Genomic DNA, 17053 nt, shown 5'->3' on the forward strand with positions numbered 1-17053 from the left:
CCTCAGGAAAGGCCCGTCATCATGGCGCTTCCCGATGCTCCGGTGTGGTTCATCACCGGCTGTTCCACCGGCTTCGGCCGCGATCTGGCCCGGCTGGTGCTCGATCGCGGCTGGCGCGCGGTGGTCACCGCACGCGACGCGGACCGTGTCGCAGACCTCGTCGCGGGTCGCGAGGACCGGGCGCTCGCCGTCGCGCTCGACGTCACCGAACCGCAGGAGATCGCACAGGCGGTGGCGGCGGCGGAGAATCGCTTCGGCCGGATCGACGTACTCGTGAACAATGCCGGCTACGGCTATCAGGCGAGCGTCGAAGAGGGGCGCGAAGAGGCGATCCGCGCCCAGTTCGATACCAACGTGTTCGGCCTGTTCGCGCTCACCCGCGCGGTGCTGCCGGGGATGCGGACCCGGCGCAGCGGCCATATCGTCAACTTCACCTCGGTCGCCGGGCTGATCGGTTTTCCGGGATCGGGCTATTATGCCGCGTCCAAACATGCGGTCGAGGGCTGGTCGGACGCGCTCGCCGCGGAGGTCGGGCCGCTCGGCATCGCGGTGACCTGCGTCGAGCCGGGGCCGTTCCGCACCGACTGGGCGGGCCGCTCGCTCCAGCAGACACCGGTCACGATCGTCGACTACGCCGACACTGCCGGCAAGCGGATGGACACGACCAAGGGCTATAGCGGCGAACAGCCCGGCGATCCGGTGCGCGCGGGCGAGGCGATCATCGCGGCGACCGAGGAGCCCAATCCGCCGCGCCATCTGGTGCTGGGCAGGTTCGGCTTTGATGCGGTCACGGCCAAGCTGCGCGAACGGCTGGCGGAGATCGAGGGGCGGCGGGAGCAGGCGCTGGGTGCGGATTTCCCGGACGGGTAAGCGCGGCTGCGCGGGCACGGCACACGCAAAGAGGGCCGGGATCGCTCCCGGCCCTCTTCGTGTTTCGCGGGGTGCGAAAAGGCTTAGGCGCCCGCGACCTCGGCGGTGTCGACGCGGATGCCCGGACCCATGGTCGAGCTCAGCGCGACCTTGCGGACGTACTTGCCCTTGGCGCCCGACGGCTTCGCCTTGACCACCGCATCGACCAGCGCGTCGAAGTTGCGGCGCAGGTCTTCCTGGCTGAACGAGGCCTTGCCAATGCCGGAGTGGATGATGCCGGCCTTCTCGACGCGATATTCGACCTGACCGCCCTTGGCGGCCTTCACCGCTTCGGCGACGTTCATGGTGACGGTGCCGAGCTTCGGGTTCGGCATCAGGCCCTTGGGGCCGAGCACCTTGCCGAGGCGACCGACGACGCCCATCATGTCCGGGGTCGCGATGCAGCGGTCGAAATCGATCGTGCCGCCCTGGATCGTCTCCATCAGGTCTTCCGCACCGACGACGTCGGCGCCGGCGGCGCGCGCTTCGTCAGCCTTGGCGCCGCGGGCGAAAACGCCGACGCGGACGGTCTTGCCGGTGCCGGCGGGCAGCGTCACGACGCCGCGGACCATCTGGTCGGCGTGGCGCGGATCGACGCCCAGGTTCAGCGCGACCTCGATGGTCTCGTCGAACTTGGCGGTGGCGTTCTGCTTGGCGAGGGCGATCGCCTGGTCGACGCCGTGCAGCGTCGTCGGGTCGATGGCGTTGGCCTTCTGCTTCTTGCTGAGCTTCGCCATGATCTTAGCCCTCCACCACTTCGAGGCCCATCGCGCGGGCGGAGCCTTCGATGATCTTGGTCGCAGCCTCGATGTCGTTGGCGTTCAGGTCCTTCATCTTGGTCTGGGCGATTTCGGCGAGCTTCGAGCGCGCAATCTTGCCCGCGGAAACCTTGCCCGGCTCCTTCGAGCCCGACTTGAGGTTCGCCGCCTTCTTGATGAGGAACGAGGCCGGCGGCGTCTTGATCTCGAACGAGAACGAACGGTCGGCGTAGACGGTGATCTTGGTGGGCAGCGGCGTGCCCTTGTCCATATCGGTCGTCTGCGCGTTGAACGCCTTGCAGAATTCCATGATGTTCACGCCGCGCTGACCCAGCGCCGGGCCGATCGGCGGGGCGGGCTTGGCGTCGCCTGCAGGAACCTGCAGGTTGATGTAACCTGTGATCTTCTTTGCCATGTCACTCTCGTTTCAAGTTTAGCGGTCCGATCGGGCGACACGCCCTCCCGCAAGCATCCACGCTCCGTCAGGAGTGGGAAGCGCGGGCCGTTAGCGGAAAATGGTGCGGGGTGCAATGCGGTGCGAAACGAGGGTGGTTCACGCAAAGCCGCGAAGACGCAAAGATGTCTCGCCCGGCGCGAAGCGCCTGCTCAAGCCACCGTGCCATGAAGTTGGCCGCTCGCGGCGTAACCCATCCTCTTCGCGTCTTTGCGTCTTCGCGTGAACACCTAGGCCGCCTGCACCGCCACCGCCGGCTCATCGAGATAGGGGGCGACGATGCCCAGCGCACAGTAGCGATCCTGCGTCTCCACCGGCAGCAGCGCGAAGGCGCGGACCACGCCGCGGCATTGCGGGCTGCCGCAGCCGCACTGCATCGACCAGTCCGGATCGGCGAGGGTGGTCGAATAGTCCCAGGCGATTTCCTCGCCCGGCGGGATCGGCCGGAGTGCGCAGAGGAACACGCCGTCCGCAGTGAAGCGCAGGCCGGCGTTGGGCGTGCAGCTGTGGTTGATGAGGTCGTCGATCCGCCCCGATGGCCCCATGTAGCGGTCGCGCGCGATCTGCAGGAAGCGGTCTGCCGCGCCGCTGAGGCCGCGCGGCAGGCGCGAGGCCGGCACGGTGCGGCCGGAAAAGCGCACGATCCGCTCGTCCGCCGCAAACCCCTGCGCGGCGAACACCGCCTTGCCGAGGTGCGTTTCGCCGATCGCGAACGGGTTCGCCGGCAGATAGGCATCGAGGACGCGCAGGCCCCCCTCGCGCCGCCCGAACGAACGCAGCGGGTTGAGCGTGCCGAGCCCGACCATGAACCAGACGCTGGCGTGGCAGAGCAGTTCGACCAGCACATAGGCATATTCGCCGACCCCCGAACCCGGACTGCGCGTGGCGACGATCAGCGTGGTAAGATCGCCTAACGTCCACAGCCCCCAGGCCGGCGAGCGTTCGCGTGCGCGATCCTCCCACACGCTCAGCCAGGTCGGCCAGAAGCCGAGCGGCACGGCGGCCACCACCAGCATATGCGCCCAGAACGTTTCCTTGAGCGGCAGCCACAGCACGATCGCGGCCAGGCTTGCCCCCATGCAGATCGTCTCGGTGGACGAGGGGCGGGTCCAGCGCGAGCGGCGCCACATCGCCAGCGTCACCAGGATGCAGGCGATGGCGGAGGCGGCGAAGACCAGCCCCTGCACCTCGCCCGGATTGACCGCGAGATAGGTCGCCGCCTCCACCCCCGTGGCGACCGCCCAGATCAGCCAGGACGCCCGGCTCGGCTCCACCAGGTGACGGCGCAGGCCGGCGAGGTAGAGGCCATAGCCGGCCAGGCTCAGCGTCATCGCCGCGATGAACCAAGGCTCGACCGTCATTCCCCCAACCCGTCCGATGAACCGGGCGTAAACCAAGATGGTGAATCCGTCGAGAGGGTTGGACCGGAGCGGACGGTATCAGAGCGGAAGACTGGGCTGCGCCTCGTCCGGGTCGTCGTCATCGTTGTCGCCGATGATGCCCGACAGTGTCAGCCCGAGCAGGCGCACGCCGTCGGGCACCGGCAGTTGCGCATCCAGCAGTTCGATGCCGATGGCGAGGAAGGCGGCCTGATCGGTGATGGCGACCGGGAAGGAGCGGGCGCGGGTGATCGTACGGAAATCCGAGTGGCGCAGCTTCAGCGTCACCGTCCGCCCGCGCGTTCCCGACCGGTCGATCCGCACCCAGGCCGCCTCGGCAACCCGCGCGAGCGCCGCATGCAGCGCGTCGCGGGCGGAAAGGTTCGTCTCGAACGTCCGCTCGGCGCCGACCGACTTGGACTGGCGATGCGAGCGGACGGGCCGATGGTCCTCGCCGCGCGCGGCGCGGAAGAGATAATCGGCATAGGAGCCGAAATGCGCTTGAAGGAAGGCGAGGGGGCGGTCGCGCAGATCCGCTCCGGTCAGGATGCCGAGCCGCTCCATCTTCGCCGCGGTCACCGGCCCGACGCCGTGGAACCGCTTCACCGGCAGCGACGCGACGAACGCCGCGCCCTTGTGCGGCGGAATGACGCACAGGCCATCGGGCTTGTTCTGGTCGGAGGCGAGCTTGGCGATGAACTTGTTGTAGCTCACCCCCGCCGATGCGGTGAGGCCGGTTTCGGCGCGGATGCGGGCGCGGATCTGTTCGGCGATCGCCCTGGCCGAGCCCAGCCCGTGGCGGTCCTCGGTGACGTCGAGATAGGCTTCGTCGAGCGACAAGGGTTCGATCGCGTCGGTGTAATCGGCGAAGATCGCGCGGATCTGTCGCGAGATGCCGCTGTACACGTCGAAACGCGGGCGGACGAAGACGAGGTCGGGGCAGCGGCGGATCGCGGTGACCGAGGGCATCGCGCTGCGCACGCCAAAGGCCCGCGCCTCGTAGCTCGCCGCCGCCACCACGCCGCGGGCGCGCGATCCGCCGACCGCGACCGGCCGCCCGCGCAGCGCCGGATCGTCGCGCTGCTCGACCGAGGCATAGAAGGCGTCCATGTCGACATGGATCACCTTTCGCTGAACGGGAGGGTGCTGGACGGAAGGCTCGTCGTCGGCCATGTCCCCGTTTCGTTCCGATCGCGACGCAGATCAAGGCGCCCCGGCTCCGGTTGCGCTAAAATGCTCGGATGACGGCACAATCCGAGACTGCGCCCGGGAAGACCGCGCTGGTCATCATCGACATGGTCAATGCCCTCGACTTCGAGGGCGGCGAGCGGTTGAAGCCGGCCGCCGAGGCGACGGTCGGTCCCATCCTGGACCTGCGCGACGCGGCGGATGCCGCCGGCGTGCCGGTGATCTACGTCAACGACAACAATGGCCAATGGCATTCCGAACGCGACCGGCTGATCGAGGATACGCTCGCCAAGGATGCGCCGGGCCGCGACCTGACCCGCGCGCTGCGCCCGCGTCGCGACGACTTCTTCATCATCAAGCCGCAATTCTCCGGCTTCTATGCGACCAACCTGCCGGTGCTGCTGCCGCAACTCGGCGTCAGCCGCCTGGTGCTGACGGGGGTCGCGGCCGACATCTGCGTGCTGTTCACCGCGGCGGATGCGCATATGCGCCAATATGAGCTGTGGGTGCCTTCGGACGCGATTGCAGGCAACCATGAGGAGCGCACGCGCTGGGCGGTCGAGATCATGAAGAACAGCATGGCGGCGGAAACTCGCCCGACCGATGCCTTTAGCCTGACCGAGTGGGTCGCGGCGGCGGCTTGACGATTGCGTCCGGCGCATGCGTGCCGGGGATCATTGCAATTGCCGCATTTAGGCTTGGGCAACATATGGATGGCAATGCTGCATCGCAGCAATCCTTCCCCAGGAGCCATTCCCATGTTCAGCCTGATCGCTCTTCTGTTCTCCTACCGCCGTCAGCAGGCGGAGGCTCTCCGCGCCGTCGTGGCAGCGCCCGCACGGCCGGTGGCCAACGACCGTGCCGCGGTGCGGAGCCTTGCGCGGGCGGCGTAATGCGCCTCGCGCAGGACCTGCTTGCCAACTGCCGTTTTGTCGTGAGCCTGTCGGGGGGCGCTGTGCCTTCCGGCGTAAGGCTCGTGGAGAGCAGCCCTCGACCGGCTCAGCTTTCCGCTTCGGCCTCGCCAGCCAGCGCCTGTTCCACCTCCGCCTCGCTGATGCCGAAGGCGCCGGCCAGTCCGGCGACGGAGGCGCCGCGCTTCGCCAGCACGCGCATCCGCTCGATATCCACGATCGTCGTATAGCCGCGCGTGTCACGCTGCTCGCGGACGACATCCTTGCGCCCCGAACCGCGGCGGCGCTGCGCGGCGGCCGCATGCGGATCGCCCGACGCCGCCGCCTGTTCCGCCTCGCGCCTGGCGAGTCGTTCCTGTTCGCGCGCCTGCGTTTCACCCTCGCGGTTCGCCTCGCGCTGCTGCAGGCGTTGCTCCATCGCGGCGACACGTTCCGCCGCACGGGCGTCGCGCGCACGGGCGCGCTCGGCGGCCCGATCGTCGGCGCTCGCATTGCTCCTGACGCGGAATCCTGCCGCAGGGGCGACGCCCCAGCTCTTGTCGACCAAAGCCATCGGCTCCGTCTGCTGTGAATGGAAAATGGCGCGCCCGGAACGATTCGAACGTCCGACCCTCAGATTCGTAGTCTGATGCTCTATCCAGCTGAGCTACGGGCGCTTGGTGCCACGGCGGGAACCGCAGCGAATGTGGTCGGGAAGAGAGGATTCGAACCTCCGGCCCCTGCCTCCCGAAGACAGTGCTCTACCAGGCTGAGCTACTCCCCGACGGAGTACGTCCGGTCCCGTTTGGCGGGGCCGACCGTGCTTGGAGGCGCGCCTATAGCCACGGCTTTTCAGGGATGCAACACCGGATTCGAGGGGCTTGCGAAATCCTTGTCGCACGCCCTAGGCAGGCGCCCGTGAATACGCCCGAAGCCCTCGCCGCCGCGCTGGTCGTCGTCAACGTCGCGCTCGTCGCCGGCCGCAGCGTCTGGAACTATCCGGTCGCGCTGGTCGCCGTCGCCATCTACGGCTGGGTCTTCGCGGAGGCGCGGCTCTACAGCGACGCGCTGCTGCAAGGCTTCTTCTTCGTCGCCAACCTGTACGGCTGGGCGAACTGGGCGAGAAGCCGCGCGCAGGCCGGCGAGGTGGTGGTCGAGCGACTGGATGCGGCGACCCGCGCCGGGTGGCTCCTTGCCGGCACCGCCGCCTGCCTGCTGTGGGGAACGCTGATGCACCGCTACACCGATGCCTCCTACCCGTGGTGGGACGGGGGGATAGCGATCGCGTCCGTCGCCGCGCAGCTGATGCAGGCGCGTCGCGCGATCGAGAGCTGGTGGGTGTGGATCGCCGTGGATGTGGCGAGCGTGCCGCTCTATCTGGCCAAGGGGCTGTGGTTCACCGCGGCGCTGTATGCCGTGCTGCTGGGGCTCGCGATCTGGGGCCTGATCGACTGGCGGCGTGCCGAGGGGCGGCAGCTGCGGGTGGCGCTGGCATGACCCCGCGCTCGATCTGCCTGCATGGGCCGGAGAGCACCGGCAAGTCGACGCTGGCGCCGCGGCTCGCCCAGCATTTCGGCGGCGTGCCGTTCGTCGCCGAGTTCGGCCGTGCCTATTGCGAGGCGTTCGGCACCGACCTGACGATGGCGGACCTGGTGGAGATCGGGAAGGGGCATGACGCCAAGACCCGGCATGCGCTCGGCGAGCGGCATTATCCCGTCATCCTCGACACCGATCCGCTGATGACCGCGGTATGGGCGGACATGATGTTCGGCCGCCGCGATCCCTGGTTCGCGACCTGGACCAACACGGCCGACATCTACCTGCTCTACGACATCGACCTGCCGTGGGTGGAGGATGGATCGCGCGTGTTCGGCAGCGTGGCCGAGCGGCGGCGCTTCTTCGAGCTGAGCCGTGCGATCCTGGAGGAGCGCGGCGTCCGCTGGGCGCTGGTGACGGGGGAGGGCGGCGCGCGCTACATCAACACGCTGCGCGCGATCGAGGCGCTGACCCGCGATTAGCACGCCCTAGCGCAAGCCGCCCACACCCTGCTAGGGGCGCGGCCATGACCCCGCTTTCGCAGATCCGTAACTTCTCGATCATCGCCCATATCGACCATGGCAAGTCGACCCTCGCCGACCGGCTGATCCAGCGCACCGGCGGCCTGACCGACCGCGAGATGTCGAGCCAGGTGCTCGACAACATGGATATCGAGAAGGAACGCGGCATTACCATCAAGGCGCAGACCGTGCGCCTGTCCTATCCGGCCAAGGATGGCGTCACCTACACGCTCAACCTGATGGATACGCCGGGCCACGTCGACTTCGCCTATGAGGTGTCGCGGAGCCTTGCGGCGTGCGAGGGCGCGCTGCTGGTCGTCGACGCGGCGCAGGGCGTCGAGGCGCAGACGCTCGCCAACGTCTACCAGTCGATCGAGCACGACCATGAGATCGTGCCGGTCATCAACAAGATCGACCTGCCCGCCGCCGAACCGGAAAAGGTGCGCAAGGAGATCGAGGACGTGATCGGCCTCGACGCCTCCGAGGCGGTGCTGGCGAGCGCCAAGTCGGGGATCGGTATCGACGATATCCTGGAAGCGATCGTCACCAAGATTCCGGCGCCCAAGGGCGATGCGGCCGCGCCGCTGAAGGCGATGCTGGTCGATTCGTGGTACGACCCGTATCTCGGCGTCGTCATCCTCGTGCGCGTGATGGAGGGCGTGCTCAGGAAGGGGCAGCAGGTCGCCTTCATGCAGGCGGGCACCACGCACCTGGTCGATCGCGTCGGCTGCTTCCGGCCGAAGATCGAGCAGCTGGCCGAACTGGGGCCGGGCGAGATCGGCTTCATCACCGCGCAGATCAAGGACGTGGCGCAGGCGCGCGTCGGCGACACGCTGACCGATGCGAAGAAGCCTGCCGCCGAGGCGCTGCCGGGGTTCAAGGAAGTGCAGCCGGTGGTGTTCTGCGGCCTGTTCCCGATCGATGCCAACGACTTCGAGAAGCTGCGCGAATCGATCAGCAAGCTCAGGCTCAACGACGCCTCGTTCAGCTTCGAGATGGAGACGAGCGCGGCGCTGGGCTTCGGCTTCCGCTGCGGGTTCCTGGGGCTGCTGCACCTCGAGATCATCCAGGAGCGGCTGACCCGCGAATACGACCTCGACCTCATCACGACCGCGCCGTCGGTGGTCTATCAGATCGAGCTGACGCACGGCGGCGGGCAGATCGACCTGCACAATCCTGCCGACATGCCCGATCCCAACAAGATCGAGAGCATCAGCGAACCGTGGATCGAGGCGACGATCTACGTCCCCGACGAATATCTCGGCTCCATCCTGAAGCTGTGCCAGGACCGGCGCGGCATCCAGAAGAACCTGACCTATGTGTCGGGGCGCGCGCAGGCGACTTATGAGCTGCCGCTCAACGAGGTGGTGTTCGACTTCTACGATCGGCTGAAATCGCTGTCCAAGGGCTATGCGAGCTTCGACTATCACCAGATCGGCTATCGCGAGGGGGACCTCGTCAAGATGAGCATCCTCGTCAACGAGGAGCCGGTCGACGCGCTGTCGATGATCGTCCACCGCGGCACCGCCGAGGTACGCGGGCGCGGCATGGTAGAGCGGCTGAAGGAGCTGATCCCCAGGCACATGTTCAAGATCCCGATCCAGGCGGCGATCGGCGGCAAGGTGATCGCGCGCGAGACGATCAGCGCGATGCGCAAGGACGTGACCGCGAAATGCTACGGTGGCGACGCCACCCGTAAGCGCAAGCTGCTCGACAAGCAGAAGAAGGGCAAGGCGCGGATGCGGGAGTACGGCAGCGTCAGCATCCCGCAGGAAGCCTTTATCGCCGCACTGCGCATGGGCGACGAGGGGTAAGCGACAGGTGCCGGGCCGCGATGAGGCGGCCCGGCCGTCGTGTCACATATAGTTCTGCGGATCCGGGCTCGGCATCTTGCACGCGCGGGTCCGGCCGCGCTTGCAGGCGGCGACCTGCGCGCGCCAATCGGCCATCGCCATCGCATAGGCGCGCTCGCGATCGTTCTGCACCGCGGCGTCGGTGGCGATGACCTGCCGCCGGTGACGCATGGCGGCGCGATAGCGGCGGACGTCGGCGGCGTAACGCGCATCGTTGGCGGCATTCACGGCATTGGCCGCGCCATCCTGCAACCGCGCCTGCGCCAGCGTCTCGGCGTTCGCAGCCGCGACGCCGGGCGCCGTCTCGGCAGCGATCGCGTTGCTGCGCGGGGTGTTGCTGTCACGGCCGGGATCATAGGGCAGGGGCGTGCTCGCCTGATCGGCGGGGCTGGCAGTCTGCGTCTGGGCAAGGACCGGCGCGGCGGCGATCAGGGCGGCACCGAGCAGAAGGGGTCGGATCATGGCGGAAACTCCGTTTCGGGAATGATCGCGATAATCGGTCGACGTTCGGGTTGGTTCCGCGATGCCGGCTTGCGCATTCCGCGACGGCGGATATTGTCCGACAAACCATTGAGATAGGGTCGAGGGAGACGGGGCATGCGGACGATGTTGGGCGCGGTGGCGCTGATGATGGCGGGCACGATGCTTGCCGCTCCCGCCGTCGCGCAGCAGGCACCTGCCGCCGACGCGCCTGCAACCGTCGTCGTGCATGGCGACCGGCCCGCCCCCAAGTTCGACAAGCGCCTGTTCGGCCAGTTCGCCGAGCATCTCGGCACCGGCATCTATGGCGGCATCTGGGTCGGCACGGGCAGCAAGATCCCCAACGTGCAAGGGTATCGCCGCGACGTGGTGGATGCGTTGAAGGCGATCCGCGTGCCGGTGATTCGCTGGCCGGGCGGCTGCTTCGCCGACGAATATCACTGGCGCGAAGGGATCGGCCCGCGCGGCAAGCGACCGGTGAAGATCAACACCAACTGGGGCGGTGTGACCGAGGACAATGCCGTCGGCACGCACGAATTCATGAACTTCTCCGAACTCGTCGGTGCCGAGCCTTATGTGTCCGGCAACGTCGGCAACGGCACGCCTGCCGAAATGGCGGAATGGGTCGAATATATGACCTCGCCGACCGGCTCCAGCCTGGCGCGCGAGCGCGCGGCGAACGGGCGCAAGGAGCCGTGGAAGCTCACCATGTTCGGCCTCGGCAACGAATTGTGGGGCTGTGGCGGCAACATGCGGCCCGAATATGCCGCCGATCTTACCCGCCGCTACGGCACGTTCGTCAAGGTGCCGCAGGGCCAGCGCCTGATGAAGATCGCGAGCGGCGCCAATTCGGACGACACCCATTGGACCGAGGTGATGATGCGCGATGCGGGGCGTCATTTCGACGGCATCGGCGTGCATTATTACACGGTGCCCGGCACCTGGGGGAAGAAGGGCGCCGCGACCGGCTTCGACGAGGACGCCTGGGCGGTGACCTTGTCCAAGACGCTGAAGATGGACGAGATCATCAGCAAGCATGCGCAGATCATGGACACATACGACCGCGACAAGCGGGTGGCGCTGCTGGTCGACGAATGGGGCACCTGGTACGATGTCGAGCCCGGCACCAACCCCGGCTTCCTCTACCAGCAGAATTCGCTCCGCGACGCGATCGTCACCAGCCTGAACTTCGATATCTTCGCCAAGCACACCGATCGGCTGCGCGGCGCGAACATCGCGCAGATGGTCAACGTGCTGCAGGCGATGATGCTGACCGACGGCGCGAAGATGGTGAAGACGCCGACCTATTGGGTGTTCGACCTCTACAAGGACTATCAGGACGGCGTCGTGCTGCCGGTCGAGGTCACCTCGCGCTGGTACCATCGCAACCAATGGGTGATGAAGGCGGTGAGCGCCAGCGCCGTGCGCGGGGTGGACGGCGCCGTCCACATGGGCCTCACCAACGTCGATCCGAACCAGCCTGCCAGCGTCAGCGTCACGCTGGACGGCGTCACCGGCGCGGGCGTCACCGGCCGTATCCTCACCGCCCCGGCGATGGACGCGCACAACAGCTTCGACGCGCCCGACGCGGTGAAGCCGGTGGCGTTCACCGGTGCGACGCTGTCGGCGGGCACGCTCAACGTCACGTTGCCCCCTAAGTCGGTGGTGATGCTGGATATCCGATAAGGGGGTGTCGGCTCCCTCCGTTCGTGCCGAGCCTGTCGAGGCACGAACGGCAGGAGCTGACAGTCGGATCAGCGTTGCAGCTTCGCCAGCGCAGCGTCCAGTGCCTGGAGGAAGCGGCTGCGATCCGCCGCGACGAAGGGCTTGGGGCCGCCCAGCTGATCGCCACCGGCGCGCAGGTCCGCCATGATCGCCCGGGTGGCGATAGCGCCGCCGATCGACGCGGTGGTGAACGGCTTGCCCGTCGGCGCGATCACGCTCGCACCGGCCTTCAGGCAGCGGTCGGCGAGAAGGATGTCGGCGGTCACCACGATCGCGCGGCCATCCGCCGCCTCGGCGATCCAGTCATCGGCGGCGTCGAAGCCGTCGCTCACCACCACGCGGCTGACCAGCGGATGCTGGGGCACGCGGAAGTGGCTGTTGCTGACGATGGTCACCGGCACCTCGCGGCGCCAGGCGACCTTGTAGATTTCGTCCTTCACCGGACAGGCGTCCGCATCGACGAGGATGCGGACGCGTTCGTCGCTCACCCGCGCGGCCCCTTGCGATAGGGCTTGGCCTGGTGCCGTGCCGGTGCGCCGCTGCCCGAGCGCGGCCGCCCGCCTCCCGCGCGCGGCGCGCGGTCACCGCCGCCTTGGCCCTCGCGCGGATTGCCGGCGAAGGGCGTGATCTGCAGGCTGCCCTCGTCGCTTTCCGGATTGGCGGTGCGGCGCACGCTCGCCAGCACGCGGTCGGCGACGGTGCGCGGCACCTCGAACAGCGTATCGTTGGGGTTGATCCGGATCGCGCCGATCTCCGCCTTGGTGATATGGCCGCGGCGGCAGATCAGCGGCAGCAGCCAGCGCGGATCGGCGTTCTGGCGGCGGCCGATATCCATGCGGAACCAGACGGTATCCTCGAAGCCCGGCCGGTGCCCCTGCGTGCGGTCGCTCTGCTGCGGCGCGGCCGAATCGAGCAGGTCTTCCGCCTGCGGCATGGCGGCGCGATGGGCATGGACCAGCGCCGCGGCGATATCCTCCGGCGACTTTTCCGCCATCAGCCGCGTGGCGAGCTCGCGATCCTCGTCGTCGAACTCGATCGGCGCGAGCAGGGTGGCGATCAGACGCTCGCGATCCTGCTTCCTGATATCGTCGGCGCTCGGCGCCGGGATCCAGTCCACCGCGATCTTCGCCTGGCGCAGCATCATGTCGACGCGGCGGCGGCGCGGATAGGGGACGATCAGCACCGCCGTGCCCTTCTTGCCGGCGCGGCCCGTGCGACCCGACCGGTGCTGCAACGTCTCCGCATCGCGGGGCAGCTCGACGTGGACGACGAGGCTGAGCGACGGCAGGTCGATGCCGCGCGCGGCGACGTCGGTCGCGACGCACACGCGCGCACGACGATCGCGCAGCGCCTGCAATGCCTGGTTGCGCTCGTTCTGGCTGTGCTCGCCCGACAGCGCCACGGCGGCGAAGCCGCGTTCCACCAGGCTGGCGTGCAGGTGGCGGACGTTGTCGCGCGTCGCGCAGAACAGGATCGCCGTCTCCGCTTCGTGGAAGCGCAGCAGGTTGATGACCGCATGCTCGATATCGGCGGGTGCGACGGTGACCGCCTGATAGGCGATGTCGCCATGGCCGCGCGCTTCGCCGACGGTCGAGATGCGCAGCGCATCGTTCTGGTAACGCTTGGCGAGTGCGACGATCGGCTTGGGCATCGTCGCCGAGAACATCAGCGTGCGCCGCTCGGCGGGCGAGGCATCGAGGATCTGCTCCAGATCCTCGCGGAAGCCCATGTCGAGCATCTCGTCCGCTTCGTCGAGCACCGCGACGCGCAGCGCCGACAGGTCGAGCGCGCCGCGCTCCAGATGGTCGCGCAGGCGGCCGGGGGTGCCAACGACGATATGCGCGCCATGGCTGAGCGAGCGGCGCTCCTTGCTGGCATCCATGCCGCCGACGCAGGTGGCGATGCGGGCATGCGCCTCCTTGTAGAGCCACATCAGTTCGCGGCTGACCTGCAAGGCGAGTTCGCGCGTCGGCGCGATGATGAGCGCGAGCGGCAGGCCCGGCGGCGGCAGCGTGCCGTCGGCGAGCAGTTCGCCGGCCATGGCGAGACCGAAGGCGACGGTTTTGCCCGAGCCGGTCTGTGCGGACACGATCAGGTCGCGGCCGGTGGTGTCGGGCTCGATCACCGCCGCCTGGACGGCGGTGGGCGCTTCATAGCCACGGGCGACGAGCGCTTCTGCAAGAAGCGGGGGAAGGGAGGAAAAGGGCATCGAAAACCTAAATGGGAGCGGCGCCCCCGAAGCCAAGGCTTGGCGCCATGGCGGGAACGCATCGGGGACAATGTTATCGCGATGGAAACATCGCGGGCCAATCGCGGGCGGCAATACGGGCGCGATGGAGGCGCCTGGGCGCCCGGCATCATGGCCGTTTCCGTGACCCCTGAAGACCCTGCGCCGCCTGATCCGCGAAGCCGAGGCCGAGCGAGGCCGCGCCGCTGCCCCTACGCCCAAATGCCCCCGCGCGCAACTCGCGCCCGGCTATCTTGTGGAATCCCCTCGGGTTGACCGCGGATCATCCCGTGTTGTCGCAAGCCCTGACCTCGATATCCGCTTCGTCGAAGCCGTCGAGCAGGCGGGCGTTGACGCCCATCCTGCCGAAATCCTCGCCGAGCGATTGCCAGTGGGTGCCACAGCCGCAGACCGGGCAATGATGGATGCCGATCATCCGATCGCCCCAGATATAGGCCTTCGTCTCGCCCATGATGCGGACCTGGTCCGGCGGGTAGTAAGCAACCCGCCACGCCAGCCTGCGGCACAGCGAGCAGTTGCAGGCTGCGACCCACGCCGGCGCGTGCGGCAGTTCGATGCGGACGTTGCCGCAGTGGCAGCTCCCCTGAGCGGTCATGGCGACTTATAGGCACTGGCCGCCACCGCCTGCAAATCGGCATGACCGGCGCGACGGCAGCGCTACACGGCCTGCGCCGCAGCCCAGCCGCTCGCCCAAGCCCATTGGAAATTATACCCGCCGAGCCAGCCGGTCACATCCACCGCCTCGCCGATCGCATGCAGGCCGGGGACCCGCCGCGCCTCCAGCGTCTGCGACGAGAGATCCGCGGTGCTGATGCCGCCGACCGTGACCTCCGCCTTGGCGAAGCCTTCGGTGCCGTTGGGCATGAAGCGCCACGCGGACAATTGCCGTGCCGCGTCTTCCAGCTTGCGGTCGCCGGTTGCGCCCAGCTCGCCGAGCCCGATCCGGTCGGCCAGCGCCTCGGCAAGCCGGTCGGGCAGGGTGGCCGCCAGCGTCCGGCGCAACGTGGTGCGCGGCTGCGCGCGTTTGGCGTCGAGCAGCCAGCCTGAGGTGGCATCCGGTGTGAAGTCGATCGCGATCGGCTCGCGCGGGCGCCAATAGCTCGATACCTGCAGGATCGCCGGCCCCGACAGACCGCGATGGGTGAACAGCGCCGCCTCGCGGAAACGCGCCTTGCCGGCGCTTGCCGTCACCTCAGCCGCGACGCCCGACAGCGTCCGGAACAGGGCCTCGTCGCCGCCCAGGGTCAGCGGCACCAGCGCCGGCCGCGGCTCGACCACCTTCAGTCCGAACTGCCGCGCGCAGTCGTAGGCGAAGCCGGTGGCGCCGAGCTTGGGGATCGACGGCCCGCCGGTGGCGATCACCAGCCGCGCGGCCGCGACGGTGCGACGCGGCAGCGCAACGGTGAAATGCGTGCCGTCATGGCCGATCTCCCCCACGGGAGACGATAAAGCGATGTCCACGTGGCCCGCGGTGCATTCGTCCATCAGCATCGCGACGATCTGACGTGCCGATCCGTCGCAGAACAACTGGCCGAGCGTCTTCTCATGCCAGGCGATGCGATGCCGCTCGACCAGGGCCAGGAAGTCGGCGGCGGTGTAGCGGCCGAGCGCCGATTTGGCGAAATGCGGATTGGCCGACAGATAGCGATCGGGCGCGGTATGGATGTTGGTGAAGTTGCAGCGCCCGCCGCCGGAGATCAGGATCTTCTTGCCCGGCGCCTCGGCATGGTCGACCAGCAGCACGCGGCGGCCGCGCTGGCCGGCCACGGCGGCGCACATGAGGCCGGCGGCACCGGCGCCGAGGATGATCGCATCGTAAGGGGGAGGGGCCATGCCGCGCCCGTTAGCGACCGCAGGTGCGATTGTCTTCCGCGCATCGGATGGTACGACGGCGCATGAAGACGATGATGCGGCTGAGATCCCTGCTGTTCGTGCCCGGCGACCGCCCGGAGCGCTTCGCCAAGGCCGTGGCGAGCGGTGCGGACGCGGTGATCCTCGATCTGGAGGATTCGGTCGCGCCCGCCGCCAAATCCGCCGCGCGCGAGGCGGTGGCGCAGTTCCTGCGGGAGTCTTCACCCATCCTCCGTTTCGTCCGCATCAATCCCCTCGGCAGTGACGGTCTGGCTGACGACCTGTCCGCCGCGCGTGGTGCCGACGGGGTGATGCTCCCAAAAGCCGAAGGAGCGGACGATGTGGCGAGATTGAGCGCGCTGATGGGCGTGCGTGCGGTGCCGATCCTGCCGGTGGCGACCGAGACGCCGCTCGCGATCTTCGGCCTCGGCGGTTACCGGGCGGTTGCCGATCGGCTGGCCGGGCTGACCTGGGGCGCAGAGGATCTGCCCGCGGCGATCGGCGCCGTCACCGCGCGCGAGACGGACGGGCGATACACTGCGCCCTATGAGGTGGTGCGGACGCTCGCGTTGATGGGCGCGCATGCCGCAGGGGTCGCGGCGATCGAAACCGTCTTTCCGTCGATCAGGGATGACGAAGGCCTCGTAGCCTATGCGGCACGTGGTGCCCGCGACGGCTTCAGCGGCATGATGGCGATCCATCCTGCGCAGGTGCGCACGATCAACGCCGCCTTTTCGCCGGACGCAGCCGCGATCGCCGCGGCGGAGGCGATCGTCGCGGCCTTTGCCGCAAACCCAGCAGCGGGCACATTGCAGCTCGACGGCAGGATGATCGATGCGCCGCATCTGAAGCAGGCGCATGCCATATTGGCGCGGGCACGAAGCGCGGCATGACGAGGGGGAGGAGAGTCATCCGCCAGTATGGCCGCCAAGGCTCCTTGCAGCCTCGCTGAGCGTGTTTTTCAGAAAACCGTCAAAAAACTGCAAAATGGTGTTGACGGGGTTGTGAGGTGGGCCTAGATGGGTGTCACCGCAGCGGCGGGCCGGACGGCTTGCTGGAGTGGTCATCGACAACCAGGCGCTTGTATCGCTCTCGGAAGGGGGTTTGAACGGGTGCCGGGTATTTGCGTCGGGTGTTCTTTGACATTGTAGGTAAGATGAAGGGACATGTGGGCGGCGGCTCGTGTGTGCTGGTTCCTCAGGGGCTGGTGTGCACGTTAAGCGAATAAGCCGTTCGTATGTCTCGTTACATATCCATTAGT

18 protein-coding genes and 2 tRNA genes are annotated in these 17053 nt (G+C 68.0%); 8 read left to right on the top strand and 12 right to left on the bottom strand.

Annotation, left to right across the window (positions count from 1 at the left end; translation table 11 throughout):
* Nucleotides 1–21: 21 nt before the first annotated feature.
* Nucleotides 22–870, top strand: coding sequence for an oxidoreductase (locus ACTZQ5_RS09355; protein ID WP_443584896.1), 849 nt, complete (start codon nt 22–24; stop codon nt 868–870).
* Between the two features lie 83 nt (nt 871–953).
* Here the strand turns inward: ACTZQ5_RS09355 and rplA are convergent, their stop codons facing one another.
* From rplA to dinB, 4 genes are all read right to left on the bottom strand, one after another.
* On the bottom strand, nt 954–1646 hold the full coding sequence (rplA, locus tag ACTZQ5_RS09360; protein WP_443584897.1) for a 50S ribosomal protein L1: 693 nt from the start codon (nt 1644–1646) through the stop codon (nt 954–956).
* A 4-nt stretch (nt 1647–1650) separates the two neighbouring features.
* Entirely contained in the window at nt 1651–2082 is a 432-nt protein-coding gene (gene rplK, locus ACTZQ5_RS09365) for a 50S ribosomal protein L11 (RefSeq protein WP_443584898.1), read from the bottom strand.
* Between the two features lie 269 nt (nt 2083–2351).
* Nucleotides 2352–3482, bottom strand: coding sequence for an SET domain-containing protein (locus tag ACTZQ5_RS09370; protein WP_443584899.1), 1131 nt, complete (start codon nt 3480–3482; stop codon nt 2352–2354).
* A gap of 78 nt (nt 3483–3560) precedes the next feature.
* Complete coding sequence (dinB, locus tag ACTZQ5_RS09375) at nt 3561–4673, bottom strand: DNA polymerase IV (protein ID WP_443584900.1); 1113 nt, start codon at nt 4671–4673, stop codon at nt 3561–3563.
* Between the two features lie 68 nt (nt 4674–4741).
* Here dinB and ACTZQ5_RS09380 point away from each other — a divergent pair, with 68 nt between their 5' ends.
* Both ACTZQ5_RS09380 and ACTZQ5_RS09385 read left to right on the top strand, forming a co-directional pair.
* Nucleotides 4742–5332: a cysteine hydrolase family protein gene (locus tag ACTZQ5_RS09380; protein ID WP_443584901.1), complete on the top strand. Its 591-nt coding sequence runs from the start codon at nt 4742–4744 to the stop codon at nt 5330–5332.
* 114 nt (nt 5333–5446) lie between these two features.
* Nucleotides 5447–5581: a hypothetical protein gene (locus ACTZQ5_RS09385; protein ID WP_443584902.1), complete on the top strand. Its 135-nt coding sequence runs from the start codon at nt 5447–5449 to the stop codon at nt 5579–5581.
* A gap of 106 nt (nt 5582–5687) precedes the next feature.
* Here ACTZQ5_RS09385 and ACTZQ5_RS09390 read toward each other — a convergent pair whose 3' ends face one another.
* The 3 genes from ACTZQ5_RS09390 to ACTZQ5_RS09400 form a co-directional block, all read right to left on the bottom strand.
* On the bottom strand, nt 5688–6152 hold the full coding sequence (locus tag ACTZQ5_RS09390) for a hypothetical protein (protein WP_443584903.1): 465 nt from the start codon (nt 6150–6152) through the stop codon (nt 5688–5690).
* Nucleotides 6153–6178: 26 nt separating this feature from the next.
* Nucleotides 6179–6255: transfer RNA gene (locus ACTZQ5_RS09395), tRNA-Arg, on the bottom strand.
* A 30-nt stretch (nt 6256–6285) separates the two neighbouring features.
* Nucleotides 6286–6362: transfer RNA gene (locus tag ACTZQ5_RS09400), tRNA-Pro, on the bottom strand.
* A 134-nt stretch (nt 6363–6496) separates the two neighbouring features.
* Here ACTZQ5_RS09400 and pnuC point away from each other — a divergent pair.
* The 3 genes from pnuC to lepA are packed head-to-tail and all read left to right on the top strand — an operon-like array spanning nt 6497 to nt 9449.
* On the top strand, nt 6497–7075 hold the full coding sequence (pnuC, locus tag ACTZQ5_RS09405; protein WP_443584904.1) for a nicotinamide riboside transporter PnuC: 579 nt from the start codon (nt 6497–6499) through the stop codon (nt 7073–7075).
* Complete coding sequence (locus ACTZQ5_RS09410; protein ID WP_443584905.1) at nt 7072–7596, top strand: AAA family ATPase; 525 nt, start codon at nt 7072–7074, stop codon at nt 7594–7596. Before pnuC ends, ACTZQ5_RS09410 begins: the two co-directional genes overlap by 4 nt.
* A gap of 44 nt (nt 7597–7640) precedes the next feature.
* Nucleotides 7641–9449 (top strand): translation elongation factor 4, encoded by a 1809-nt coding sequence (gene lepA / locus ACTZQ5_RS09415; RefSeq protein ID WP_443584906.1) that lies wholly within the window; start codon nt 7641–7643, stop codon nt 9447–9449.
* A gap of 42 nt (nt 9450–9491) precedes the next feature.
* Here the strand turns inward: lepA and ACTZQ5_RS09420 are convergent, their stop codons facing one another.
* Entirely contained in the window at nt 9492–9950 is a 459-nt protein-coding gene (locus tag ACTZQ5_RS09420) for a hypothetical protein (RefSeq protein WP_443584907.1), read from the bottom strand.
* A gap of 144 nt (nt 9951–10094) precedes the next feature.
* Between ACTZQ5_RS09420 and ACTZQ5_RS09425 the strand changes: the two genes are divergently transcribed.
* The gene (locus ACTZQ5_RS09425) at nt 10095–11654 is read left to right on the top strand and encodes an alpha-N-arabinofuranosidase (protein WP_443584932.1); all 1560 of its coding nucleotides are present in this window, start codon (nt 10095–10097) and stop codon (nt 11652–11654) included.
* Nucleotides 11655–11722: 68 nt separating this feature from the next.
* Here the strand turns inward: ACTZQ5_RS09425 and ACTZQ5_RS09430 are convergent, their stop codons facing one another.
* From ACTZQ5_RS09430 to ACTZQ5_RS09445, 4 genes are all read right to left on the bottom strand, one after another.
* Entirely contained in the window at nt 11723–12181 is a 459-nt protein-coding gene (locus tag ACTZQ5_RS09430; protein ID WP_443584908.1) for a YaiI/YqxD family protein, read from the bottom strand.
* A complete protein-coding gene (locus ACTZQ5_RS09435) occupies nt 12178–13902 on the bottom strand; it encodes a DEAD/DEAH box helicase (RefSeq protein ID WP_443584909.1) in 1725 nt (574 codons plus the stop codon). Before ACTZQ5_RS09435 ends, ACTZQ5_RS09430 begins: the two co-directional genes overlap by 4 nt.
* 301 nt (nt 13903–14203) lie before the next feature.
* Nucleotides 14204–14536 (bottom strand): GFA family protein, encoded by a 333-nt coding sequence (locus ACTZQ5_RS09440; RefSeq protein ID WP_443584910.1) that lies wholly within the window; start codon nt 14534–14536, stop codon nt 14204–14206.
* Between the two features lie 62 nt (nt 14537–14598).
* Complete coding sequence (locus tag ACTZQ5_RS09445; protein ID WP_443584911.1) at nt 14599–15774, bottom strand: BaiN/RdsA family NAD(P)/FAD-dependent oxidoreductase; 1176 nt, start codon at nt 15772–15774, stop codon at nt 14599–14601.
* 74 nt (nt 15775–15848) lie between these two features.
* Between ACTZQ5_RS09445 and ACTZQ5_RS09450 the strand changes: the two genes are divergently transcribed.
* On the top strand, nt 15849–16685 hold the full coding sequence (locus ACTZQ5_RS09450) for an HpcH/HpaI aldolase/citrate lyase family protein (RefSeq protein ID WP_443584933.1): 837 nt from the start codon (nt 15849–15851) through the stop codon (nt 16683–16685).
* Nucleotides 16686–17053: the final 368 nt, after the last annotated feature.

This window comes from Sphingomonas cellulosilytica, from assembly GCF_052321755.1.
GTDB lineage: Bacteria > Pseudomonadota > Alphaproteobacteria > Sphingomonadales > Sphingomonadaceae > Sphingomonas.

Bases quoted from the DNA above. Each gene is read 5' to 3' on its own strand.
- ACTZQ5_RS09355 (WP_443584896.1), top strand. From the start codon at position 22: ATGGCGCTTCCCGATGCTCCGGTGTGGTTCATCACCGGCTGTTCCACC.
- rplA (WP_443584897.1), bottom strand. From the start codon at position 1,646: ATGGCGAAGCTCAGCAAGAAGCAGAAGGCCAACGCCATCGACCCGACG.
- rplK (WP_443584898.1), bottom strand. From the start codon at position 2,082: ATGGCAAAGAAGATCACAGGTTACATCAACCTGCAGGTTCCTGCAGGC.
- ACTZQ5_RS09370 (WP_443584899.1), bottom strand. From the start codon at position 3,482: ATGACGGTCGAGCCTTGGTTCATCGCGGCGATGACGCTGAGCCTGGCC.
- dinB (WP_443584900.1), bottom strand. From the start codon at position 4,673: ATGGCCGACGACGAGCCTTCCGTCCAGCACCCTCCCGTTCAGCGAAAG.
- ACTZQ5_RS09380 (WP_443584901.1), top strand. From the start codon at position 4,742: ATGACGGCACAATCCGAGACTGCGCCCGGGAAGACCGCGCTGGTCATC.
- ACTZQ5_RS09385 (WP_443584902.1), top strand. From the start codon at position 5,447: ATGTTCAGCCTGATCGCTCTTCTGTTCTCCTACCGCCGTCAGCAGGCG.
- ACTZQ5_RS09390 (WP_443584903.1), bottom strand. From the start codon at position 6,152: ATGGCTTTGGTCGACAAGAGCTGGGGCGTCGCCCCTGCGGCAGGATTC.
- ACTZQ5_RS09410 (WP_443584905.1), top strand. From the start codon at position 7,072: ATGACCCCGCGCTCGATCTGCCTGCATGGGCCGGAGAGCACCGGCAAG.
- lepA (WP_443584906.1), top strand. From the start codon at position 7,641: ATGACCCCGCTTTCGCAGATCCGTAACTTCTCGATCATCGCCCATATC.
- ACTZQ5_RS09420 (WP_443584907.1), bottom strand. From the start codon at position 9,950: ATGATCCGACCCCTTCTGCTCGGTGCCGCCCTGATCGCCGCCGCGCCG.
- ACTZQ5_RS09425 (WP_443584932.1), top strand. From the start codon at position 10,095: ATGTTGGGCGCGGTGGCGCTGATGATGGCGGGCACGATGCTTGCCGCT.
- ACTZQ5_RS09435 (WP_443584909.1), bottom strand. From the start codon at position 13,902: ATGCCCTTTTCCTCCCTTCCCCCGCTTCTTGCAGAAGCGCTCGTCGCC.
- ACTZQ5_RS09440 (WP_443584910.1), bottom strand. From the start codon at position 14,536: ATGACCGCTCAGGGGAGCTGCCACTGCGGCAACGTCCGCATCGAACTG.
- ACTZQ5_RS09445 (WP_443584911.1), bottom strand. From the start codon at position 15,774: ATGGCCCCTCCCCCTTACGATGCGATCATCCTCGGCGCCGGTGCCGCC.
- ACTZQ5_RS09450 (WP_443584933.1), top strand. From the start codon at position 15,849: ATGCGGCTGAGATCCCTGCTGTTCGTGCCCGGCGACCGCCCGGAGCGC.